The organism is Ruegeria sp. CK2, from assembly GCF_056536585.1.
The window spans coordinates 276,717-297,532 of record NZ_JBQFPW010000002.1 but is presented as its reverse complement, the minus strand read 5'-3'; the positions used below and the strand labels follow the sequence as shown (position 1 = coordinate 297,532).

At 55.5% G+C, this 20,816-nt stretch carries 24 protein-coding genes; 10 read left to right on the top strand and 14 right to left on the bottom strand.

Annotated elements, in window-relative coordinates:
* Window positions 1-49 precede the first annotated feature (49 nt).
* Entirely contained in the window at window positions 50-955 is a 906-nt protein-coding gene (locus ACR0BU_RS04635) for a LysR family transcriptional regulator (protein ID WP_480735999.1), read from the bottom strand.
* A 94-nt stretch (window positions 956-1,049) separates the two neighbouring features.
* Here ACR0BU_RS04635 and metF point away from each other — a divergent pair, with 94 nt between their 5' ends.
* Complete coding sequence (gene metF, locus ACR0BU_RS04630; RefSeq protein WP_480736001.1) at window positions 1,050-1,916, top strand: methylenetetrahydrofolate reductase [NAD(P)H]; 867 nt, start codon at window positions 1,050-1,052, stop codon at window positions 1,914-1,916.
* Between the two features lie 241 nt (window positions 1,917-2,157).
* The gene (locus ACR0BU_RS04625) at window positions 2,158-2,826 is read left to right on the top strand and encodes a J domain-containing protein (RefSeq protein ID WP_480736003.1); all 669 of its coding nucleotides are present in this window, start codon (window positions 2,158-2,160) and stop codon (window positions 2,824-2,826) included.
* Window positions 2,827-2,886: 60 nt separating this feature from the next.
* Here the strand turns inward: ACR0BU_RS04625 and ACR0BU_RS04620 are convergent, their stop codons facing one another.
* On the bottom strand, window positions 2,887-3,405 hold the full coding sequence (locus ACR0BU_RS04620) for a YHS domain-containing (seleno)protein (RefSeq protein ID WP_480736005.1): 519 nt from the start codon (window positions 3,403-3,405) through the stop codon (window positions 2,887-2,889).
* 248 nt (window positions 3,406-3,653) lie between these two features.
* On the opposite strand from ACR0BU_RS04620, the gene yghU reads away from it, so the two are divergent.
* Window positions 3,654-4,532, top strand: coding sequence for a glutathione-dependent disulfide-bond oxidoreductase (gene yghU / locus ACR0BU_RS04615; RefSeq protein ID WP_480736006.1), 879 nt, complete (start codon window positions 3,654-3,656; stop codon window positions 4,530-4,532).
* 62 nt (window positions 4,533-4,594) lie between these two features.
* Here the strand turns inward: yghU and ACR0BU_RS04610 are convergent, their stop codons facing one another.
* Both ACR0BU_RS04610 and ACR0BU_RS04605 read right to left on the bottom strand, forming a co-directional pair.
* Window positions 4,595-5,383: an SseB family protein gene (locus ACR0BU_RS04610; protein WP_480736007.1), complete on the bottom strand. Its 789-nt coding sequence runs from the start codon at window positions 5,381-5,383 to the stop codon at window positions 4,595-4,597.
* Window positions 5,376-5,963, bottom strand: a complete 588-nt coding sequence (locus ACR0BU_RS04605) for a uracil-DNA glycosylase family protein (RefSeq protein WP_480736009.1) — start codon at window positions 5,961-5,963, stop codon at window positions 5,376-5,378. Before ACR0BU_RS04605 ends, ACR0BU_RS04610 begins: the two co-directional genes overlap by 8 nt.
* Window positions 5,964-6,209: 246 nt before the next feature.
* On the opposite strand from ACR0BU_RS04605, the gene ACR0BU_RS04600 reads away from it, so the two are divergent.
* Genes ACR0BU_RS04600 through ACR0BU_RS04585 form a run of 4 tightly spaced genes read left to right on the top strand, consistent with a single transcriptional unit; the run spans window position 6,210 to window position 10,781 of the window.
* Window positions 6,210-6,869 carry an ABC transporter ATP-binding protein gene (locus tag ACR0BU_RS04600; protein WP_299077020.1) on the top strand — a complete coding sequence of 220 codons (660 nt, stop codon included), beginning with the start codon at window positions 6,210-6,212 and terminating at the stop codon, window positions 6,867-6,869.
* A complete protein-coding gene (locus ACR0BU_RS04595) occupies window positions 6,847-8,430 on the top strand; it encodes a KpsE/RkpR family capsule polysaccharide export protein (protein ID WP_298933623.1) in 1,584 nt (527 codons plus the stop codon). The genes ACR0BU_RS04600 and ACR0BU_RS04595 overlap by 23 nt, the downstream gene beginning before the upstream one ends.
* A 5-nt stretch (window positions 8,431-8,435) precedes the next feature.
* Window positions 8,436-9,269, top strand: coding sequence for a 3-deoxy-8-phosphooctulonate synthase (gene kdsA, locus ACR0BU_RS04590; protein WP_480736010.1), 834 nt, complete (start codon window positions 8,436-8,438; stop codon window positions 9,267-9,269).
* A gap of 15 nt (window positions 9,270-9,284) precedes the next feature.
* Entirely contained in the window at window positions 9,285-10,781 is a 1,497-nt protein-coding gene (locus tag ACR0BU_RS04585) for a phosphomannomutase/phosphoglucomutase (protein ID WP_480736011.1), read from the top strand.
* A gap of 44 nt (window positions 10,782-10,825) precedes the next feature.
* Here the strand turns inward: ACR0BU_RS04585 and ACR0BU_RS04580 are convergent, their stop codons facing one another.
* On the bottom strand, window positions 10,826-12,784 hold the full coding sequence (locus tag ACR0BU_RS04580) for an AsmA family protein (RefSeq protein WP_480736012.1): 1,959 nt from the start codon (window positions 12,782-12,784) through the stop codon (window positions 10,826-10,828).
* Between the two features lie 96 nt (window positions 12,785-12,880).
* Between ACR0BU_RS04580 and rimO the strand changes: the two genes are divergently transcribed.
* Window positions 12,881-14,272: a 30S ribosomal protein S12 methylthiotransferase RimO gene (rimO, locus tag ACR0BU_RS04575; RefSeq protein WP_480736013.1), complete on the top strand. Its 1,392-nt coding sequence runs from the start codon at window positions 12,881-12,883 to the stop codon at window positions 14,270-14,272.
* Between the two features lie 134 nt (window positions 14,273-14,406).
* Here rimO and ACR0BU_RS04570 read toward each other — a convergent pair whose 3' ends face one another.
* Entirely contained in the window at window positions 14,407-14,595 is a 189-nt protein-coding gene (locus tag ACR0BU_RS04570; RefSeq protein WP_298933630.1) for a hypothetical protein, read from the bottom strand.
* Window positions 14,596-14,822: 227 nt separating this feature from the next.
* On the opposite strand from ACR0BU_RS04570, the gene ACR0BU_RS04565 reads away from it, so the two are divergent.
* Window positions 14,823-15,065: a CDGSH iron-sulfur domain-containing protein gene (locus ACR0BU_RS04565; RefSeq protein WP_298933632.1), complete on the top strand. Its 243-nt coding sequence runs from the start codon at window positions 14,823-14,825 to the stop codon at window positions 15,063-15,065.
* Here the strand turns inward: ACR0BU_RS04565 and ACR0BU_RS04560 are convergent.
* The 5 genes from ACR0BU_RS04560 to ACR0BU_RS04540 all read right to left on the bottom strand — a co-directional run bounded on the left by ACR0BU_RS04560 (window position 15,024) and on the right by ACR0BU_RS04540 (window position 17,005).
* Entirely contained in the window at window positions 15,024-15,326 is a 303-nt protein-coding gene (locus ACR0BU_RS04560) for a DUF6455 family protein (RefSeq protein WP_480736015.1), read from the bottom strand. The two genes, ACR0BU_RS04565 and ACR0BU_RS04560, sit on opposite strands and share 42 nt — an antisense overlap.
* Window positions 15,298-15,594 (bottom strand): DUF6455 family protein, encoded by a 297-nt coding sequence (locus ACR0BU_RS04555; RefSeq protein ID WP_480736016.1) that lies wholly within the window; start codon window positions 15,592-15,594, stop codon window positions 15,298-15,300. The genes ACR0BU_RS04560 and ACR0BU_RS04555 overlap by 29 nt, the downstream gene beginning before the upstream one ends.
* Before the next feature lie 16 nt (window positions 15,595-15,610).
* Entirely contained in the window at window positions 15,611-15,862 is a 252-nt protein-coding gene (locus tag ACR0BU_RS04550) for a DUF6455 family protein (RefSeq protein ID WP_299886262.1), read from the bottom strand.
* A gap of 70 nt (window positions 15,863-15,932) precedes the next feature.
* Window positions 15,933-16,301 carry a YigZ family protein gene (locus ACR0BU_RS04545; protein ID WP_480736017.1) on the bottom strand — a complete coding sequence of 123 codons (369 nt, stop codon included), beginning with the start codon at window positions 16,299-16,301 and terminating at the stop codon, window positions 15,933-15,935.
* A complete protein-coding gene (locus tag ACR0BU_RS04540) occupies window positions 16,298-17,005 on the bottom strand; it encodes a M48 family metallopeptidase (protein WP_480736019.1) in 708 nt (235 codons plus the stop codon). The genes ACR0BU_RS04545 and ACR0BU_RS04540 overlap by 4 nt, the downstream gene beginning before the upstream one ends.
* A 121-nt stretch (window positions 17,006-17,126) precedes the next feature.
* Here ACR0BU_RS04540 and ACR0BU_RS04535 point away from each other — a divergent pair, with 121 nt between their 5' ends.
* Window positions 17,127-17,375, top strand: coding sequence for a hypothetical protein (locus ACR0BU_RS04535; RefSeq protein WP_299077899.1), 249 nt, complete (start codon window positions 17,127-17,129; stop codon window positions 17,373-17,375).
* 171 nt (window positions 17,376-17,546) lie between these two features.
* Here ACR0BU_RS04535 and ACR0BU_RS04530 read toward each other — a convergent pair whose 3' ends face one another.
* From ACR0BU_RS04530 to ACR0BU_RS04520, 3 genes are read right to left on the bottom strand one after another with little or no spacing between them, the layout of a single operon-like run.
* Window positions 17,547-19,034, bottom strand: a complete 1,488-nt coding sequence (locus ACR0BU_RS04530) for a mannitol dehydrogenase family protein (protein ID WP_480736021.1) — start codon at window positions 19,032-19,034, stop codon at window positions 17,547-17,549.
* The gene (locus ACR0BU_RS04525) at window positions 19,034-19,807 is read right to left on the bottom strand and encodes an L-iditol 2-dehydrogenase (RefSeq protein WP_299886275.1); all 774 of its coding nucleotides are present in this window, start codon (window positions 19,805-19,807) and stop codon (window positions 19,034-19,036) included. Before ACR0BU_RS04525 ends, ACR0BU_RS04530 begins: the two co-directional genes overlap by 1 nt.
* Window positions 19,804-20,808, bottom strand: a complete 1,005-nt coding sequence (locus tag ACR0BU_RS04520; protein WP_480736023.1) for an ABC transporter ATP-binding protein — start codon at window positions 20,806-20,808, stop codon at window positions 19,804-19,806. The genes ACR0BU_RS04525 and ACR0BU_RS04520 overlap by 4 nt, the downstream gene beginning before the upstream one ends.
* Window positions 20,809-20,816: the final 8 nt, after the last annotated feature.

The window sequence follows — 20,816 nt, the reverse complement described above, 5'->3', positions numbered from 1 at the left end:
GCCCTTGCCAAGAGGAATGATGCGCATAGCTGCCCCGCAAGAAACGCCGCTACTGAGCCTGCAGCTTACGTGCCTCGTCACGCGCCAGTTTCACCAGCTCTTGCACAAAGGGTTTTTCCAAATCCTCGGAGCGAACGGCAGCATACAGGCGGCGGGTGATACCTTCTTTTGTCAGTGGCCGCGTAACATAGTCCGAGTTGTATTTGACCTCTCGTACGACCCAATCCGGCAGGACCGAAATCCCGCGATTGGATGCGACCAACAGCAGTATGACTGCCGTTAGTTCGACCTGTCGGATCGTTGCCGGTTCGACCCGTGCAGGGATTAGCAACTGGCTGAACACGTCCAGCCGTGTTCGTTCCACCGGATAGGTAATCAGGGTCTGGCCACGGAAATCTTCGGCTTCGATGAATTCCTTTTGCGCCAACGGATGCGAAGAGGCTGCCACGAATACCGCGTTATAGTCGAACAGTTCGACAAACTCGACACCTTGCAAATCCTCGGGATCCGAGGATACAACCAGATCGACCTCTTCCTTTTGCAACGCAGGCAGTGCGTCGAAGGCCAAACCCGGACGAATGTCGACATCCACGTCACCCCAGGACTTTCGAAACGCCTCAAGCACCGGGAACAACCACTCAAAACAAGCATGGCATTCAATTGCGATATGCATTCGGCCAGTGCGGCCATCCCTGAGCGATGAAAACTCGTGCTGCGTGGCCTCAACCTGCGGCAAAATCTGCTCGGCAAGGCGCAACAGACGTAAGCCTGCAGCAGACAGTTTCATAGGTTTTGAGCGACGCAGAAACAACTCGACCCCGGCCTGATCTTCCAGGCCTTTGATCTGGTGGCTCAACGCTGACTGGGTGATATTCAGCTGATCTGCCGCCCGCGCAAGCCCACCACATTCATGGATCGCTTTAACTGTCCGCAAATGCCGAAATTCAATATGCATAATTTACTGCGCTCATGTTGTTCTTGAACAATATGAGTTTGTCTCACAATGCGTCACATGGCACAAGTGGCCTAATTGATCCAATGAGGCCGTTATGACCAAACCTGAAATTTCATTCGAGTTCTTCCCTCCAAAATCTCTGGAAGCGTCATTCCGCCTTTGGGACACCGTGCAAACGCTGGCCCCACTAGACCCGCGGTTCGTCTCGGTCACATACGGTGCTGGTGGCACGACCCGAGAATTGACGCGGGATGCTGTTTCAACTCTGCACAAATCCTCGGGGCTGCCCGTGGCTGCGCATTTGACCTGTGTCGATGCCTCTCGGCAGGAGACATTGGACATCGCAGACACCTTCGCCCGCGCGGGTGTTCAGGACATCGTTGCGCTGAGAGGCGACCCCCCCAAAGGTCAAGACCGGTTCGAACCGCATCCGGAAGGGTTTGCCAACTCGGTCGAGTTGATTTCCGCGCTGGCTGAGACCGAGATGTTCTGCATTCGTGTCGGCGCCTATCCGGACACTCACCCCGAGGCCCAAAGCGTCGGTGCCGGGATTGACTGGCTCAAGGCCAAACTGGACGCTGGGGCCGACGAAGCTCTGACCCAGTTCTTTTTTGAGGCCGAAACCTTTTTCCGCTTTCGGGATGCGTGTGCCAAGGCTGGTATCGACAAGCCGATCGTTCCGGGAGTATTGCCGATCGAGAACTGGAAAGGCGCGCGTAAATTTGCCCAGCGCTGTGGTGCCCACATTCCGAACTGGCTGGACCAGGCATTCGACAAGGCCCTCCGCGATGATCGTGAGGACCTGCTGGCGACCGCCCTGTGTACGGAACTGTGCTCGGACCTAATCGACGGCGGCGTCGACAAGCTGCATTTCTACACGCTCAATCGTCCGGAACTGACGCGCGACGTCTGCTTTGCGTTGGGCATCACGCCCAAAACGGAATTGCAAAACGTCGCTTGATTCCCACGCCTGCCTGCAAAACGCCCGGGACACAAAACGGCCCGGGTGTGTTTTGCGACCATATTTGTGTGATCCATTTCACAGCTCAGCGTTTCGCCGAATTCCAAAGACGGAACAATCCGGTCATCGCATCTAAATTGTAGCGGCAACTGCCCTCAAAACTCTGGAAAAATTGACAAAAATGTGGCGCTGCTCACACTGAGGATGTGTAGTTGTTTTTAGTTTAATGAGTGATTTGAGTATGGAGCCTGTAGATAAGATAAATGCGCGCACTGACGCGCTGGCGGATTTGGGACTGGCCGCAAATGCCAGCCCGGATGACATTCGAAACGCATGGCGGCAGATTGCCTTCCATGCCCATCCAGACCACACGGGCGGTGATTGTGCCGACTTTTCGCGCGCTAAAGTTGCCTATGACTTTCTGCGCAAACAGGGGCTCACCGTCAAAGGTGCCGCGAATTCAGCAGCGCGACGGCCCCGGCGCCCGCGTCTAAAAAAGCGCATGATCGAATTGGCCCAGCAAGACATCACGTCTTGCCGGGCACTGCTGAACCCGGAACAGGCGCTCTCACACGACTCAGGGTTACGTGAGACCGTGCCGGACAGAGAACACTTCAAGGCATCGGATCACGTCCCGGAAGCCATAGGATGCTATGGGCGCAATCTGACCTATTTCGTAACCACTTCGGTATGTGAAGGTGCAAACCGCGTGGCTTTGCCAACAAGTGTTCTAACCAACAACCGGCATATGGAAACGGAAGTGCTAAGCTTTCAATCAAAAGACATAGGCGCTGGTGAAGTCGTCGTTCCCGACACCATCTGCGAAAGCAAATTTCCGGGCGCCAAAAGTGTTCGGATCAGATTTGAAGCCAATCAAGACATGCGTAACGAATTCTGGTTGGCCAGTTAGGTCGCAAAGAAAAACCCGGCTCGTGAGGAGCCGGGCTTGCTTATTACATATTACAAACTTTTAGTTTGTGACGGGACCTTCCGAAGTGAACTTGGGAATAACGCTGGACGACGCATCCGCAGGCTCGATGCCGGGCCAATTGCCTTCGGCCAGGTTGATATTGCCAGGGACGTCTTCTTCCCAGAAACCGACAACAACATCAGTGATGTTGAGGTACAGCTTGTCATCAACGATACGCCACAGGTTCGGGTTCGCCGGAACTTTGCCGCCGCGCGACACGCCATAGGCGCAGTGGCCATCATACTGTGGCGCATAGTAAGCAGGGTTCTCCAGAAACTTATCGCGGTTTTCTTCCGAGGCAAAAGCCCAGGTAGCGCCGTTATAGTCTGCGGTGATGTCAGCTTGCCCACGCACAGGTTCAGGCTGAGACTGGCCAACGGCAACCTGATCCAGGCTGCGGTAGGCAACCACGTCATAGCCAGAAACGGCAAATCCAGTTCCATCAACATATTGCGGACCGGCAAAAGCCGGAACGGCAAGGGCAACGGCCGCTGCGATTGAAAGGGCAAAACGTTTCATAAGGACAATCCTTTTCATGTCATCTGCATCAGGGGTGCCGTGTTGGCGCGATCACGGAGACAATAAGCGATTCTTCCCAACTTCGTAGTCCTGCTCGCGCCGCTGTGACCACGGACGAAAAAACGTGAGAAGTTGCCTGCTGATTATTACAGGTTATGTCCCATGTTCGGGGTTGGAACATGAAAGTTGCAACACTAGCTGTAGATGCGTCGGGATCGCGGCCCCGAAAATGTCAAGAAAGGCAAAAGATGAGCGACCAATCCACTTACACTCCTCCAAGCGTCTGGACCTGGGACAGCGAAAGCGGCGGACAATTCGCCAACATAAACCGACCAATCGCCGGAGCCACCCATGACAAAGACTTGTCTGTTGGGCGCCATCCTCTGCAATTGTATTCTCTGGCGACCCCCAATGGTGTCAAAGTGACCATCATGCTCGAAGAGTTGTTGGCTCTCGGCCATGAAGGTGCCGAGTACAATGCCTGGCTGATCAATATCGGCGAGGGGGATCAGTTCGGTTCAGGTTTTGTCGACGCCAACCCGAATTCCAAGATCCCGGCGCTTTGGGATCGGTCAGGCGAAGAACCCTTGCGTGTGTTTGAAAGCGCGTCGATCCTATTTCATTTGGCTGAAAAATTTGACGAATTCCTTCCCAAGTCCGGCCCCGAGCGCACCGAGGTCATGAACTGGGTATTCTGGCAGATGGGCAGCGCGCCGTATCTGGGTGGTGGTTTTGGGCATTTCTATGCTTATGCGCCTGAGAAGTGGGAGTACCCAATCAACCGGTTTGCAATGGAAGCTAAGCGCCAACTGGATGTTCTGGACCGGGAACTGGCCGACAAGACCTATATCGCAGGCGAGGACTACACGATTGCCGATATGGCGATCTGGCCGTGGTACGGTCAATTGGTGCTGGGACGTCTTTACAGCGCGGCTGAGTTTCTCGATGTGAACTCCTACAAAAACGTCATGCGATGGGCCAAACTGATTGATGATCGCCCTGCCGTAAAACGCGGCCGAATGGTCAATCATCCCTTTGGCGAGCCGCATACGCAGCTTCACGAGCGTCACGAAGCCAGTGATTTCGAAACGCGCACCCAGGACAAGCTGGAAGCCAGCGTCGAGTAATATCACGCACACCTCATCACGCAGCGCGCAGGTGCTGCGTGATGTGCTGACCTACAGCTTGGTTACTTCAGGATCGGCGGTTTGTCGGGGTTGCTACCTGGGACCTGTCGCACCGGGTTAACCACTTCCGGCTGCGGTAGATCAAATCTTAAGCCCGTTTTTGCCAGCTGTGCCGCCGCCGCGTCTTCGGGTGCAAAAAACCCGACATCCATTGCGCCCGCTTCTATTCCTGAAAATGTCAGTGCTTCGGAGGCAGCCTTGGCCAGCGCGGTTTCAGCGCCTTCAATTGCGCCAACAAATCCCAGAAGATGTCCCATGACCCCTTCATCGGATTTCGTTGCCACCAAAAAAGCGGCCTGTGCAAACCCTCCGGCCGTCGCCAACTTGGCGTCCAGCGCAGTCAACAAGTTGCCCGGCAGTCCGGACGGCGGCAAAAACTCTGCCAGTTTTTCCTGCACTTCCTCAGGGGCGTGCTGCAACGTTGTTGCCAACCAGACCAGCGCCTCTGCCGGGATCAACATTGAAGAGGAAGCGGTTTCGAGGTTTAGCCCCATGCCGATCCCCTGCCCTGCCAGCATTGACGATAACACCCGGCCAGACAACGCCACATAGGGTACGGGACGACCCGCGAATTGCGCCAATCGTTCCTCGCGGTTAAAAGCCAGCACGAAACGCCCATCCGCAACATCAAACACTTCGGGCGAGATGTTTTCATCCCGCGCTTCTTCGGTCAGCATCAGGAACAGCTCGCTATCCGACAACCGTTCAAAGAACTTCAGCCTGCTGGCATCATCCTGCGGGGCAGCCTGCATCGCGGCATGGGCGGCGTCCAACGCCGTGGTCTCAGTCATTCAACACCTCTTGAACCGTAGCGCGCAAGACCGGCAGCAGATCAGCCTCGAACCATGGGTTTTTTTTCAGCCATGCCGTATTGCGCCACGACGGATGAGGCAAGGCAAAGACCTGCGGCGCATGGTCCTGCCAATTTCGAACCGTTTCAGTCACCGAACTGCGCACGCCGAGATGGTATTTATGCGCATGCCCTCCGACCAGCACGGTCAAGGGAACCTGTCCCAACGCCCGCATCACCCGATCATGCCAGGTAGAGCCACAAATGGCAGGCGGCGGCAAATCCGCCTTCCGCGCGTCATAGCCTGGGAAACAGAACGCCATCGGCACGATGGAAACACGCGCCCGGTCATAAAATACTGTCTGATCTATCCCCAACCAGTCGCGCAAACGGTCCCCTGACGGATCAGTGAAAGGTCGCCCCGATTCATGAACGCGGACGCCGGGTGCCTGACCGGCAATCAGAATAGGTGTTCCCGGCTGAAACCACACGACCGGGCGCGGCTCATGCGCTGTTTCCGTTTGCGCAAATGTGTCAGCGCAAATCCGGCATGCGTTGATTTCGTCTGCCAAGCTTTTCATTTGACTGCAAAGCGTCCCCAGCTGGTTTCTATGCACATCCGCACAAAAAGATTTTATCGTCGAAACATGATCTAACGCTCCGTCCTAAGCAGCAACCAAACATCACGTGATCCCCGCCACTGTTGGTATGCATTGATCATTTGTTTCATAATTCGACATAATGTAGCCAACATGAGACACTAGGAAACACGTTTCATCGCCACCCTACAAGAGCGACAAACAAACGGAATGAGCAGCAGGCCGCGAATGCTAGAATTCGAAAATGTCAGCAAATCCTTCTGGACCGGGACAAGCCGCAAGGTGATCCTGGATCAGGTCTCATTCCGGATTGAACTCGGGAAATCTATTGGCATTCTGGCCCCAAACGGGACTGGAAAAACCACTCTAATCAATATGATGGCTGGCTTGGAAAAGCCAGATGAAGGAGTGATACGGCGCGAGTGCAGGGTATCGTTCCCGATGGGTTTCACGGGCGGCGTGTCCGGCAAGATGTCTGCACTCGAAAACGCACGATACATCGCCAAGATCTACGGAATGGACCCCGATTACGTCGAAGCATATTGCAGTTGGCTGTGCGGTCTAGGAGAGTACTTCAACCAACCGCTTGCGACCTATTCTTCGGGAATGCGCGCAAGGTTTACGTTTTCCCTGATGCTGGCACTGGATTTCGACATGTACCTGATTGACGAGGGGATGCCATCAACGACCGACGTTGAGTTCAACAAAAAAGCAGGTGCGATTTTGCAGGAAAGACTGCGTACGACGACCATCGTGATTGTGTCGCACAGCCCATCGATCCTTGAGAAATTTGCGCAGCAAGCCGCCGTTCTGCTGGACGGGCAGCTTTACGTGTTTGAAACCTTGGAAGAGGCAAAGCAGTTATATGACTACGAAACCCAAGGTTAAGAAATACAACTGGCGCCGCAAACGTCAGGGCGAGGGTACGGCCGATGCGCGGTCGGATGCGATTTCGCGCATCCGCAACGCAACGCAATCCCCCGCCGCCGTGAACGAACCGCAACCCGGAACAGAGCTGGACGAAATCAAGCGCGAAGGTTTGACGGGCCGTCAACTGCGCATCGCGCGACGACTGGCCCAGAAAAACGGGTTGGCCGCGACATCAGACTATGACGCTGTACGTTTGTTGCGCAAAAAGGGCATTGATCCGTTCGAGCGCACAAATCTGCTTGATCTGGCATCCGTGTCAAAACCCAATGACGACAAGAAGGCCAAACCGAAAGACAAGATCCAAATTCAATTGCCGCAGACGGTTCGTGAAGGACCTCAAAATCTGCCGGGTCCGGAACTGAGCCCGTCTGAGCGCCGCAACTTTGAAATCGGTGAGATTCAGAAAGACATCGCACGGCGGCGGCGGCGCAAACTGTTCGCGCTTTTTGCACGGTTGGCGGCTTTCGTGATCTTACCGACATTTGTCGTTGGCTACTATTTCTACCGTGTAGCGACGCCCATGTACGCCAGTGACTCGTCTTTTTCGATACTGCAGGCCGATGGCGCCGCAGGCTCGATCGGCGGTTTGCTGTCCGGCACACAATTTGCAACGGCGCAGGATTCCATATCGGTTCAGGATTTCCTGGAATCCAAAGAGGCCATGCTGCTGCTGGATCGTGACGCTGGTTTTGCCGATGTCTTTAAGCAGGACTGGATCGACCCAATCCAGAGATTGGAGGCCAATGCGACACTGGAAGACGCGTACAAGCTTTACACTCGCATGATTACGATCGGCTACGATCCAACGGACGGGATTATCCGAATGGAAGTCGCGGCGCCCGACGCGCAGACATCCACCGAGTTTTCTGAGCGTCTGATCTCTTACGCCGAGGATCGGGTGAATACACTGTCGGGGAAAAAACGCGAAGACCAGATGCGCGAAGCCCGTCAGAGTTTTGAGGCGGCACAAGAATCACGCAGGTTGGCGCAAGAAGACTTGATCGAGCTGCAACTTCAGGGCGCCGTTCTGGACCCGGAAAACGTAATCGCAGGATTGCGTGGCCGTATCAACGAGCTTGAAATCCTCCTGCAAGACAAAGAACTTGAGTTAGCCGCTTTGCTCGACAATTTACGGCCCAACAAGGCCAAGGTCGACGGGGTCAGCGCCGACATTACCCGGTTGGAGAAAGTGCTTGAAGAATTGAACGCAGAGATGTTGGACGCCTCTGCCGGCGAAAACTCGCTGGCGCGATTGAGTGTTCGAATCCAGATGGCTCAGGCTGATCTGGTGGCACGGGATATGATGCTGCAAACGGCAATGCAGCAAATGGAAGCCACCCGAACAGAAGCGAACCGGAAGGTGCGTTATCTGACGGTGTCGGTAAACCCCGTCCCAAGCCAGGAACCCAGTTATCCGCGCAAGTTCGAAAATACGATTTTGGCTTTCCTGTTGTTTGCTGGTATCTACCTGATGATCTCGCTTACCGCGTCGGTCCTTCGTGAACAGGTATCCTCGTAAGACAAATGAAACATGTAAAAATCTCCGACCTGACGGTCGGCAACGATCTTCCGCTGACCATCATCGCCGGCCCCTGCCAGCTTGAGACAGCAGACCACGCCCAAATGATTGCGGGCAAAATGAAAGAAGCCTGTGATGCTGCCGGGGCGCGGTATGTATTCAAAGCCTCCTACGACAAGGCCAACCGCACGTCGTTGTCTGGCAAACGCGGCATGGGGATCGACGGCGGGCTTAAGGTTCTGGACGATATCCGCAAAACAATGGGCATCCCTGTCCTGACCGATGTCCATACCGAAGCACAATGCGCCATCGCGGCCGAGGCGGTCGACGTTCTACAAATCCCTGCCTTTCTGTGCCGTCAGACCGATATGCTGCTTGCAGCGGGTCATTCCGGTGCCGTGATCAATGTCAAGAAAGGGCAGTTTCTGGCACCTTGGGAGATGCCAAATATCGTTGCCAAAATTGAGAGCACGGGAAATCAGAACATCCTGCTGACCGAACGTGGCTCCTCGTTTGGATATAATACCCTGGTTGCCGACATGCGGTCCCTGCCCCAGATGGCCCAAACAGGGTATCCGGTCGTGATGGATGCAACACACTCCGTACAACAACCCGGTGGCATGGGCGGATCTTCGGGTGGGCAGCGCGAATTCGCTCCTGTGATGGCGCGGGCGGCCGTTGCAGTCGGCACGGCAGCTGTCTTTATGGAGACGCACCAAGACCCGGATAACGCGCCCTGCGATGGACCGAACATGATTTATCTGGACCAAATGCCTCAACTTATTGACACATTGATGCGCTTTGATGCGCTGGCCAAAGCTAATCCTATTCAGATTTAACGATTGAGACTTGTCATGACCAAACCGAACCCCGAGGTGACACCAAACACCTGGAGCTTTCTGCGCGACGCGATGATCAAACCGACCGGATTCCGGGAGTACGACGCGCGTTGGAAGTATCCAGAAGAGATCAACCTGCCGGGCATGACAGCCCTTGGTGCGGGTCTTGGAACACAGATACGCAGGCGAGGCATCGAACCCGTTATCGCTGTTGGCAATGACTATCGCGACTACTCACTGGCCATTAAGAACGCGCTGATCCTCGGGTTGATGCAGGCTGGCATCAAAGTGATGGACATCGGCCCCGCGCTAAGTCCGATGGCGTATTTCGCGCAGTTTCATCTGGATGTGCCTGCAGTGGCCATGGTCACGGCCAGCCACAACCCCAACGGTTGGACTGGGGTGAAGATGGGCTTTGAGCGCCCCCTCACCCACGGCCCGGACGAGATGTCGGAACTGCGCGACATCGTCCTGAACGGTGAAGGTACCGGCCACGCCGGCGGATCGTATGAATTCGTTGATGGCGTGAAAGAGGCATATATCGACGATTTGGTCGGCGATTTCAAAATGTCCCGCCCGCTCAAGGTTGTCTGTGCGACGGGTAATGGGACGGCCTCGGCCTTTGCCCCCGAGATATTCGAGCGGATCGGTGTTGAGATTGTTCCCAGCCACAACGCCCTAGACTACACCTTCCCTCATTATAATCCAAACCCGGAAGCCATGGAGATGTTGCACGACATGGCTGATTCCGTGAAATCCAGTGGTGCAGATTTTGCGCTGGGGTTTGACGGAGATGGCGACCGCTGCGGCGTTGTGGATGATGAGGGCGAGGAAGTCTTTGCCGACAAGGTCGGCGTCATCATGGCGCGTGATCTGGCCAAACTTCACCCAGGCTCGACCTTCGTCGCAGATGTGAAATCCACCGGTCTGTTTGCCAGTGATCCCGAATTGCAGGCCCTCGGCGTAAAGGCGGATTATTGGAAAACCGGCCACAGCCATATGAAACGGCGGGTGAAGGAAATCGGCGCTCTCGCAGGGTTTGAGAAGTCCGGACACTATTTTCTGGCCGAGCCAATTGGGCGTGGTTACGACTGCGGGATGCGCGTTGCGGTCGAGATTTGCAAATTGATGGATCGCAATCCGGATCAAAGCATGTCCGATCTGCGCAAAGCTCTGCCCAAGACTTGGTCCACCCCCACGATGTCGCCCTATGCTGCCGACACCGAGAAGTATGACATCCTTCAGCGGCTAGTCGACAAGCTGGTCGCCAAGGCCGACGCGGGTGACAGTTTCGCAGGTCGCGCGATCAAGGAAGTTGTTACAGTCAACGGGGCGCGGGTCATTCTGGACAATGGCAGCTGGGGTCTGGTGCGGGCATCGTCAAATACGCCAAATCTGGTTGTGGTTTGCGAAAGCAGCGAAAGCGAAGAAGAAATGCGTGCGATCTTTGCCGATATTGACGCGGTCATCAGAACCGAACCTGATGTCGGTGACTACGACCAGACGATCTGAGTTTCGGGGCGCTCAACGCGCCCCAACTCTGGTGCCGATGCGTTTCAATCGGCACCAAAAAGTTTCAGAAGGCCTTTCTTCGCCTCCTCTTCAAGTTTGTTTTTGACGGCGTCTTCTATCTGGTCGCTATCCGTGATTGTTGTGTTCAACTCATCGCCGACCTTGTCAAAGACCTTTTGCTTGGCGTCGTCTTCCAGTTCTTTCACCTTCACATCCGCCGCTGCTTCGATGACCTTGGTCAGGTCTGGCTTGATCGAAGGATCGCTCCATGGCCCTACGATGCGAACCGGAACTGAAATCCCCGCGCCCGAGTTCGCGCGCAATGCAACCGGTGTGAACAAATAGTCGATGCTACGCGCACCCAGATCGACGATACCCTCACCATCCGCACGGAAGTTTTTCAGGGTCATCAGCAAGTCGTTGTTGGTCAGCACACCGCTGTCCATGACGTAGCTGGCAGTCAAGCTGTTGAAAACTGTTGTGCCGCCCGACCCGGTACCGCGCCCCATTAAACGGTCAAGATCAAATCCCGAGATCACGCCATTGCCGATTTCTACATTTCCCTTGCCACTGAGCGAGCGCATGATCTGGTCCTCAGTCTGGCCGACACCCAGAAATTCAAATGTGCCCGCGCCTGTTCCCGAAAGGCGTTCGATCCCGCCCAAAGTCGTCAGCGCTTGCTGAACATCGATCCCGCTGACCTGCAAGTTTCCCCCAACCGACAGCCCGTTGCGGTTATTGGCGACGACCTGACCGTTCAATTGACCGGAAAACAAAGTGGCCGGGTGCATTTGCAGCACCGCCCGCGACCGATCCAGACTCAGCGTGAGGTCACTGGGGCCAAGGGTCATGCCCGGCACCGCGATCGACTTGGCCGTAAGCCGAATCTTACCATTGGCCAAGGACAGCGCCGACGCATCAATCCGGTCGTTTGACCATCCTTCATCGACCGCAGGCGCCTGACCTGACCCTTGTCCAGAACCGCCTTCGCTTTCGGCAAAATTCGACAAATCAAGATTGCCGGCGTCCAGGCGCGCGGTAATCTGAGGTGGATCAGCGATCGTCACATCGGCTTCTCCGGTAAACATATTAGCATCCAGCTTCGCCACCATGTCGCGCAATGAAATACGTCCGTCTCGGGTATAGGTCATCTGGCCGGAAACATCTGCCGCTCGCCCCAGACCCAATGGAACTGCGACTCCGGATTGACCAAACGCAGCCAGCATCTTTTCGGTGTCCTTTGTGATAACTTGAACTTTGCCGTCCATTTCACCGACAAGATTCACGCGCCCATCGAAACTAATTTCGCCACCTGGAGCTTTCAACGCCAAATCCAGTGGGGTCACGGTGCCGGATGCAAAGGCGGGCAAATCCGGGATCTTCAGATCGACCTGTACTGTACCTCCAGGCACGGCCATATCAGCCTCCATCACCATAGGTGCTGTGACGTCCGGCCAGCTGGCGGACAGATTGACCTGGGCAAAGTCCAGTGCAACCGCACCGTTCTCAACATAGACAAGGCGCGCGTTTGTCAGTTCTAGGCCGTCCAGAGTAACCGCACCGGGAGCTTCTGCCGTGGCAGAGCTTGCCGGGGTAGTCCCCGTAGACGTGGACTGTGCCGGAGCGCTGAGCTCCCAATTGCCGCGCCCATCAGACAGCTCAAGCCGCAGCACTGGATTGTTAGCGAAAACACGCTTAATCCGCAGGTCACCCTTGATCAAGGCCGCAGCGTCGACGCCAACGGAAAGGCTCTCGGCGCTCAACATGGGGTCTGGCCCGGCCCAGCTGGCATTGCCGAATGTCACCGGCCCAGTCTCCATTCCCAGAATGGGCCAGAAGGACAGGTTAACATCACCGGAAAGTGTCAATTCACGCCCGGTCTGGGCCCGAACCTGTTCAGACAGAATCGCGGCCAGCTTGTCGCCCGGCATCAAAAGTAATGCGCCTATGACCAGCCCAAACGCCACCACCAGAATAAACAGAATGCGTATCAGCCATTTCATTTTCTGCTCTCCGCCTTTTTGGCTTTCCTTCGTTACGATCATTCAAACGACGCGCGGCATTTGCAAGGGGAAGCTTTCCCCACTATACGCCGCGCAATGACCACGAACCCACCAAACCTCCGCCCCGACCTAGCGCCAGCCGCCCGGATCACCGAGACGCCCCGCAGCAACCAACCGACAATCGGGATGGTTTCGCTGGGATGCCCAAAGGCTTTGGTCGATAGCGAACGTATCCTGACCCGGCTGCGTGCCGAAGGATATGGGATTTCGCCCGACTATGCGGGAGCCGATGCCGTGATTGTGAACACGTGCGGGTTCCTCGACAGCGCCAAGGCCGAGTCTCTGGACGCAATTGGCGAAGCTCTGGTTGAAAACGGCAAGGTCATTGTCACTGGATGTTTGGGGGCCGAACCGGACTATATCCGCGCGCATCATCCGCGCATCATGGCCGTAACCGGGCCCCATCAATACGAACAGGTTCTGGATGCAGTGCATTCCGCCGTACCAGCTGACCCAAACCCCTTTGTCGATTTGCTACCCGCCCGCAGCGTTCAGTTGACCCCGCGCCACTACAGCTATCTCAAGATATCCGAGGGCTGTAACCACAAGTGCAAATTCTGCATCATTCCCGACATGCGCGGAAGACTGGCCAGCCGACCTGCTCACGCGGTGCTGCGCGAGGCAGAAAAGCTGGTCGACAATGGCGTGCGCGAACTATTGGTGATTTCCCAAGATACCTCGGCCTACGGTTTGGACCGCAAATACGATGTGAACCCATGGAAAGACCGCGAGGTTCGTAGCCATATTGCTGACCTCGCCCGCGAGTTGGGGCAGCTTGATGCGTGGGTTCGACTGCACTACGTCTATCCCTACCCGCATGTCCGTGACCTGATCCCGCTGATGGCGGATGCAGGGTGCAACATATTGCCGTATCTGGACATCCCGTTCCAGCACGCCCACCCGGACGTCCTGAGGCGTATGGCCCGACCGGCCGCCGCCGCAAAGACCCTGGAAGAAGTTCAGGCGTGGCGGGAGATTTGCCCCGACATCACCCTGCGTTCAACCTTCATCGTCGGATACCCGGGGGAAACCGATGATGAATTCCAGACGCTGCTGGATTGGATGGATGAGGCGCAATTGGATCGCGTCGGGTGTTTTCAGTACGAAAATGTCGAAGGCGCAAGATCCAACGATCTGCCGGATCACGTGCCCGCCGAGATCAAGCAAGACCGCTGGGAACGTTTTATGGAAAAAGCCCAGACAATTTCCGAAGCCAAACTTCAGGCGAAAGTAGGCCAGACCATAGATGTGATCGTGGATGAAGTCGACGATGAGGCAGCGACGTGCCGGACCAAAGCCGATGCACCAGAGATTGATGGGAACCTGTTCATTGATGACAGTTACGAAGACCTCAAACCCGGGGACATTGCGACGGTTGAGGTGGATGAAGCAGGGGAATATGACCTCTGGGGTCGTCTAAGGCCCTGAACTGCCTTTGAGCCTAATCTCGGGTCGGCGTAAATCCGCCCGTTGAACATCTAAGCATAAAGAAACCGCCCTGAAGGCGGCACGACGGTCAAAAGAATGCAGACGGCCCCAAATTGGGACCGTCTGCGAATAATTTACTGACCAACTGGGTTACAGACGGTTTGGCCTGCTTCGGTTGTCGCCAGATCATACCCGCCTGGGCAGCTGGGTGAGCCGGACTTGTCATAGCTGGGCTGGGTGTAAACCGGTGTCGGTTCTTCCTGCTGCGCGCACGCGGTCAGGATCAGGGCAAATGCGCCAACAGCAGCAAATTTGAGTTTCATGTCCATCAGTCCTCTATTACTTTTCTGATATTGCCCAATTTTTCGGGGCCGCAACCAGAATACGATCTGAACGACAATCTGGCAACAGAATCGATCACTTGGCCGTGATCGCTGGCGGAACCACGCTTGGACAGCGGCGATTGTCGCAGGAAAATGCGCGTCGCTGTCTTTTTTGCCGTGTTGCTTTAAACTGATTTGACGACATCAGCCGAAATCGGAGGAGCCACATGTCTGAACCGCGAATCGTAGCCCAGAAATCACCATTCCCAGTCGAGGTGACCGAAGGGAAAAGTTATTTTTGGTGTGCATGCGGCCGGTCCAAGCGCCAACCGTTTTGTGATGGATCTCACAAGGGGACAGATTTGGAACCTGTGAAATACACAGCCGATGCCAGCAAAAAATTGTTCTTCTGCGGATGTAAGCAGACTTCAAAGCCACCGCTTTGCGACGGGTCCCATTCGGGCCTTTAACCCACCGTTCAACGCATTCAGAGCACTTGCGTTGGCGCAAAAGTCGGGCACCGCTTCCGCCCATTCCTGTTGCGTCGCCAGCCAAACCTCGCAGCGCCGACTGCTGGGGCACGTCCGACAACGCGTGATTAACTCAGCGTAGCCTTCAGGCGACAGCTGCCCATCGGCCAAAGCTTCGGTCAACGAAACACCCACGCAACGGGCGGCAGATCGCGTAAGCCAGAAGTGCTTGTCAATGTCCCCGAGTAGATCTTGCGACATCAGATCCTCGTAACAGTTTGGCTTGCAGCACTGCAAACCGTTCCCGGTTTAGACAATGCGCGGGGACCTTTGCATCAGAGCGGTGAAGATCCAACCAATCCGGGCAGTCAGGCGCCCACGCACAACCGCGGCATAACTGGACCATGTCAGCCCAATTGTCTTGGCTCAGGTGCCCATGCTGATGGGCCGACACAATATCTGTTCCGGTTACCTGAGCCATTCGCAACACAAGCCGGAGATGGGTCATGATCTCCCCCAATCGCGACATTTAACCCTCTCCTGAGCTAAGACATCAGCTTGTGAAGAAGATCCCTGTTGCGACAATACTCGGGCGTGTGGTTCAGAAAAGCCGTATCACTTATCGTGCTCTGGCAGTGCGCAGGGTTTGGGCATTCTGTGCACCGCACAACAGCGTCAGAGATTTGATCGATAGAAACGGAACCGCCAATGGCGGCCTCTTCCAGATCAACGTCGAGCATTTTTGCCATCTCGTCCACCAGTCCGGCGTGCAGTCGCAAGGTCTCTCGGCTGGGCATGCTGGGTCCTTTCCCTAAAGCGAATTGCCCAAAGAATACCGTCTGCCTAAACTGAAACCTTTGACACAGGTCAATGTGCGACATCGATCTGATCGAGATAGGTGCGTGTTGCGTCCTGCACCCTGCGAAACCGGTCTCCACCCAGCTTTTTGCCGCCATACCAGCGGGTGACAATGATCACATGGTTCTCAAGACCGGCCCGCTGCATCATTCGAAGGATCACCATCCCGGCACCGCCTTCCCCATCATCCGCTTTCAGTGCCCCGGTCGGCAGTGTCGCAGCCCAGGTATTATGCGTGGCTTTCGCAAAGGTTTTGTCTGATTTCAGCTCATTCAAAACGGCATCGATTTCGGCTCTGGACGCAACACGCGCGCCCGAGACCGCGTATTTCGATCCCCTATCCGTCAGGACCACCCCAAGCCTGACCAGGTCGGTCATTGCGTTAAGCCGAGTTTTTGGGATGTCTCAAGCACCCTCTGAACCCGTTGCGCATTGGGCGGGTGCGATCCAAGAAACCGATCGCCCGGGTCCGGAATGCGGTCAAAGAACTCAGCCCCAATCAAAGGGTTGTACCCCGCCTTATACGTAATAACCGTACCCAGTTCGTCTGCTTCCAGCTCGAATTCCTTCACATAGGCTTGGACGCCAACCTTGGCGCCCAGCTTTTGCGCCTCTTCGATTTCTGCATCGCTTCCACCTCGCCGTCGTTCCTGATCACCGAACTTCGTTGCCGCGTCACTGGCGTTTTTAGACTGCCGGGCAATGTGACCCAAAACATGGTGCGCCGCTTCGTGCCCCATGACAAAAGCCAACTCATCTTCGTTTTGTGCGGAACGGATCATTGAGCGTGTAAAAATGATCAGGGGTTGGTTGTTTTCGTCCAAGGTTTGAAAGGCGTTAGCAGGCGCGCGCGGGTTCACGTCGACCATGATCCTGAAATCGCAATTCTGCTTTCGTGTCTCACGTAAACACTGCGTTCGTGCTTCGCTTCCGACTGCGCGGCTTACTTCGCGAAACGTCGCGGCTGTGATGGGCGTGCCAGACGTGGGTTGATCCCATTCTTCAGCCGGCACAACACGAAAAGTATCTGTTTCACAAGCCGCCAACAGCAGGAAAAACAGGAAGAGTATTACACGGTGCATTACATTTCCTTTGGGCGCGCCCGGCCGCTGGGCCAGCATAACGTTACCTATGCGGGGTCGCCACTCACAGATCAATGCACAACGGCTTGCATTGGGCGTCAACCGGCTGCACTCTGCCAATATGTTTTCGATTGAGCATGAATTCGACTCGACCGTCATTACTCTGGTGGACGAAGGCCCAAAGCCTTTGCAAGAGGATGTCGTGATCAACAGTTTCGCTGAGTGCGTAACTTTAGAGCAATTGGACCCGCGCACAGAGCAAGTCCATAAGATAACCCTATCGCCCGAACAGGTCCGCGATCTGGCTGCTGCGTTGGACCTGCCGGAGGGGGTTTACCAGATTCGGGAAACTCAACGTCACGAGTCATGAGAAATACCTTTTCAGGCGCGTTTAGCCTTGTTACTGCCGCGAGTCTCATCTGACATCCCAGCACTACGAAAGCGTGCTATCTCGACCAGGTTAATTTGCCCTGATGCTTCTGAAAAAAGAAGCAATGATTTGTGATAGGTCATCCGGGAACTGAAGACGGTTGCAAAAGCCTTATCTCAGGTAGATGTCGATTGCTTCCCGACACCCTTCTTGCCAGATCAAGGACAACCAGTTGGAAAACTCTTGCGTAAAGCGGTCGTCGAGCCCGGTTTCGCCGTACAGGTTGGTCTGACCGACCCATGCCTGCGGATCATCTTTGGCGGCCAGAGCCGCTGCCTTCAACTCCGCCCACAACGGATCATTCGCTTCGATTTCTGTGCCGTCTTCACGAACGCCGGCGCACATCCGCGCCCAAAAAGCGGCTGCCAAAGCGAGTCCTGTAACAGACGAACCAGCTCCGAGCGCGTCTCGAAGGGATGGAAGCAAAAATCCCGGATGGCGCGAGGACCCGTCAAAGGCGACGCGGCGGGTTGTGTCATAAATCGTAGAATTCGCAAATCGACGTTCAACTAGCTTAAGGTATTCGTCAGGTCTTGTTCCTGATACAGCCGCGACATGCGGTACGATTTCTTCAACTTGAACTTTCCGGAAAAATTCCAGCACACCGGCGTCTTGCATGCAATCAGATATCGTCGGGATGTTTAGAATTTCCCCAACATTGGCAAGAAGCTGGTGACCCCCATTCAGAATCCTCAACTTCATGGCCTCATAGACATGAACGTTGTTCGTCATCGTCACGCCGACATCTTCCCAAGCAGGTCGTCCTGCACAAAAATCGTCTTCAATCACCCATTGGCGAAAGTTTTCATGCGTAACCGGAGCAAGATCGTCGATACCCAACTCTCTGCACTGGGAGACAACCTGATCCGTGGTGGCCGGGACGATGCAATCCACCATAGAATTCGGGAAAGCCCCGTTCTGATCGATCCAGTTTGCCAGATCGGCGTCAGACAGGCGCGCCAAACCCACTACGCAGTTGCGTAGGATACTCCCATTACCCTGCAGGTTATCACAGCTCAGCGCGGTAAAAGGGGCCACCCCGGCCGCCCTGCGCTGACGAAAAGCGGCAACGATGGCACCAAAGACAGTTCTTGGGTCGGACGGATTCTGTGCGTCATGTCGGATATCATCATCCTGCACATCAAACGCGCCGGTGTTGGGATCCAGAAAGTACCCGCCTTCTGTCACCGTCAAAGACACGATGCGGATCGCGGGATCAGACATTTGTCGGATCAAGGGCGCATTGCCTGCCTCAATTGGCAGGTAGTCCGTCATTGGACCGACCACTTCTGCAGAAACGCCTGATGGATCAAGCTCAATGAGTGTCGTAAGGTAGTCCTGCCGGCGGAGCTTTTCGCGCATAGCAGCGTCATAGCTACGTACACCTGCACCGATAATTGCCCAGTCATGAGCAGCCCCCCGCTGCATTAAGCGATGCAAATACCATGACTGATGCGCGCGATGGAAATTCCCTACTCCGATATGGACAATGCCAGGTTTCAAGTCGGACCGGTTATACGACGGGCGTGCGATGGATGCCGGCAGATCAGCAAGTCGATCACGCCGCAGCTGGACAGATGCATGTGCCAGAGATCCCATTAGCTCATCCAGTTTCCGCCATCGACATTGTATGTCTGTGCCACAATGTAATTTGCCTCATCAGATGCGAGAAACACCGCTATGCCCGTCAAATCTTCCGCGCGGCCCATGCGCCCGTATGGGACCGCCGCTGCGACTTCGCGCTTTTTCTCACCAGGCGCTTTACCTTCATGTTTTGCAAAGAACGCGTCCACGCCGTCCCAATGCTCACCATCCACAACGCCGGGTGCAATCGCATTCACGTTGATTCCATGAGAAATGAGGTTCAGACCTGCCGACTGCGTTAACGAGATGACAGCCGCTTTGCTTGCGCAATAGACAGCGACCAAGGGCTCTCCGCGGCGTCCGGCCTGCGAGGCCATATTGATGATCCGGCCTTTTACATGGTGTTCAATCATATGCCGCGCCACGGCTTGCATCGTGAACAAAGTACCCGCGACATTGATGTCAAAAACCCGGTCGTAGTCGGCGCGGTCGATTTCGACAAATGGCGCGGCTGTAAAGATGGCCGCGTTATTTACCAAGATATCGATTGCGCCAAACTGTCTAGCGGTGTTCGCGATTGCGGCGTCAATGCTTTGCTTATCGGCGACATTCATTTCGACAGCCATCGCAGCCTCACCAATCTCGGCTGCAGCCTCGCGCGCGCGAACGACATCGACATCCGCAATGGCCACGCGCGCGCCTTCAGAAACGTAGGTCTTGGCGAACGCCAGCCCGATCCCTCGCGCGGCGCCAGTGATCAGCGCAGTCTTACCTGCCAACCGTGTCATTCGATCCGCAGCCCTTTCGCGTCAAATCGATGGATTACGTCTGAGCGCGGCGTCAGATGGATGCGATCCCCGTGCTTAAAGGCCACTTCGCCATCTGCCCTTACGGTGATCGTTTCGGCCAAACCGGTTTCATGCACGTGAAAGAATGTATCTGAACCCAGATGCTCGGACACGCTGACCTTTCCAGACCAGGAACCTTCGCTGTCGGACACCGCAATATGCTCAGGACGCACTCCTATCGTATGAGCGCCATGCTTCGCAGCCTCTTCCCCTTCGATGAAGTTCATCTTGGGTGAGCCGATGAACCCCGCGACGAATAGGTTCCGCGGCGCACGGTACAGGTCCAGCGGACTGCCAACTTGTTCGATCACACCTGCATGCAGAACCACGATCTTGTCGGCCATTGTCATCGCTTCAACCTGATCATGGGTCACGTAGATCATCGTGGTGGCTAGACGCTCGTGCAGTTCGCTGATTTCCAGCCGCATACCAACACGTAAGGCTGCATCCAGGTTCGACAGAGGCTCGTCGAACAGAAAAGCCGCTGGTTCGCGGACAATCGCGCGTCCGATCGCAACACGCTGGCGCTGCCCCCCGGACAGTTGCCCGGGGCGACGATCCAGATAGTCGGTCAGGTTCAGAACACTTGCGGCGCCGTCTACACGACGATCGATCTCGGCCTGCTCCAACTTGGCCATGCGCAGCGGGAAGGCGATGTTCTTGCGTACGGTCATATGCGGATACAGCGCGTAGGACTGGAACACCATGGCGAGGCCACGCTTCGCGGGTGGCACATCTGTAGCATCCGTCCCATCGATCTCCATCGAACCTGAGGTCATGTCCTCAAGCCCCGCGATCAGACGCAGCAATGTGGACTTGCCACAGCCAGAAGGGCCGACGAAGACTGTAAACTCGCCATCTTCGATGGTTAGATCCAGCGGTGGGATGACCTGTACGTCGCCGAAGCTTTTGGTCACGGACTTGAGTTGAATACGTCCCATGTGTCGTG

What these genes read in the sequence shown, in the direction of transcription:
- ACR0BU_RS04580 (WP_480736012.1), bottom strand. Translation starts at nt 12,784, where the DNA reads ATGAAATGGCTGATACGCATTCTGTTTATTCTGGTGGTGGCGTTTGGG.
- ACR0BU_RS04540 (WP_480736019.1), bottom strand. Translation starts at nt 17,005, where the DNA reads ATGCACCGTGTAATACTCTTCCTGTTTTTCCTGCTGTTGGCGGCTTGT.
- ACR0BU_RS04605 (WP_480736009.1), bottom strand. Translation starts at nt 5,963, where the DNA reads ATGAAAAGCTTGGCAGACGAAATCAACGCATGCCGGATTTGCGCTGAC.
- ACR0BU_RS04565 (WP_298933632.1), top strand. Translation starts at nt 14,823, where the DNA reads ATGTCTGAACCGCGAATCGTAGCCCAGAAATCACCATTCCCAGTCGAG.
- ACR0BU_RS04620 (WP_480736005.1), bottom strand. Translation starts at nt 3,405, where the DNA reads ATGAAACGTTTTGCCCTTTCAATCGCAGCGGCCGTTGCCCTTGCCGTT.
- ACR0BU_RS04570 (WP_298933630.1), bottom strand. Translation starts at nt 14,595, where the DNA reads ATGAAACTCAAATTTGCTGCTGTTGGCGCATTTGCCCTGATCCTGACC.
- yghU (WP_480736006.1), top strand. Translation starts at nt 3,654, where the DNA reads ATGAGCGACCAATCCACTTACACTCCTCCAAGCGTCTGGACCTGGGAC.
- ACR0BU_RS04545 (WP_480736017.1), bottom strand. Translation starts at nt 16,301, where the DNA reads ATGACCGACCTGGTCAGGCTTGGGGTGGTCCTGACGGATAGGGGATCG.
- rimO (WP_480736013.1), top strand. Translation starts at nt 12,881, where the DNA reads ATGACCACGAACCCACCAAACCTCCGCCCCGACCTAGCGCCAGCCGCC.
- ACR0BU_RS04600 (WP_299077020.1), top strand. Translation starts at nt 6,210, where the DNA reads ATGCTAGAATTCGAAAATGTCAGCAAATCCTTCTGGACCGGGACAAGC.
- kdsA (WP_480736010.1), top strand. Translation starts at nt 8,436, where the DNA reads ATGAAACATGTAAAAATCTCCGACCTGACGGTCGGCAACGATCTTCCG.
- ACR0BU_RS04635 (WP_480735999.1), bottom strand. Translation starts at nt 955, where the DNA reads ATGCATATTGAATTTCGGCATTTGCGGACAGTTAAAGCGATCCATGAA.
- ACR0BU_RS04625 (WP_480736003.1), top strand. Translation starts at nt 2,158, where the DNA reads ATGGAGCCTGTAGATAAGATAAATGCGCGCACTGACGCGCTGGCGGAT.
- ACR0BU_RS04560 (WP_480736015.1), bottom strand. Translation starts at nt 15,326, where the DNA reads ATGTCGCAAGATCTACTCGGGGACATTGACAAGCACTTCTGGCTTACG.
- ACR0BU_RS04530 (WP_480736021.1), bottom strand. Translation starts at nt 19,034, where the DNA reads ATGGGATCTCTGGCACATGCATCTGTCCAGCTGCGGCGTGATCGACTT.
- ACR0BU_RS04520 (WP_480736023.1), bottom strand. Translation starts at nt 20,808, where the DNA reads ATGGGACGTATTCAACTCAAGTCCGTGACCAAAAGCTTCGGCGACGTA.
- ACR0BU_RS04550 (WP_299886262.1), bottom strand. Translation starts at nt 15,862, where the DNA reads ATGCCCAGCCGAGAGACCTTGCGACTGCACGCCGGACTGGTGGACGAG.
- ACR0BU_RS04610 (WP_480736007.1), bottom strand. Translation starts at nt 5,383, where the DNA reads ATGACTGAGACCACGGCGTTGGACGCCGCCCATGCCGCGATGCAGGCT.
- metF (WP_480736001.1), top strand. Translation starts at nt 1,050, where the DNA reads ATGACCAAACCTGAAATTTCATTCGAGTTCTTCCCTCCAAAATCTCTG.
- ACR0BU_RS04595 (WP_298933623.1), top strand. Translation starts at nt 6,847, where the DNA reads ATGACTACGAAACCCAAGGTTAAGAAATACAACTGGCGCCGCAAACGT.
- ACR0BU_RS04585 (WP_480736011.1), top strand. Translation starts at nt 9,285, where the DNA reads ATGACCAAACCGAACCCCGAGGTGACACCAAACACCTGGAGCTTTCTG.
- ACR0BU_RS04555 (WP_480736016.1), bottom strand. Translation starts at nt 15,594, where the DNA reads ATGTCGCGATTGGGGGAGATCATGACCCATCTCCGGCTTGTGTTGCGA.
- ACR0BU_RS04525 (WP_299886275.1), bottom strand. Translation starts at nt 19,807, where the DNA reads ATGACACGGTTGGCAGGTAAGACTGCGCTGATCACTGGCGCCGCGCGA.
- ACR0BU_RS04535 (WP_299077899.1), top strand. Translation starts at nt 17,127, where the DNA reads ATGTTTTCGATTGAGCATGAATTCGACTCGACCGTCATTACTCTGGTG.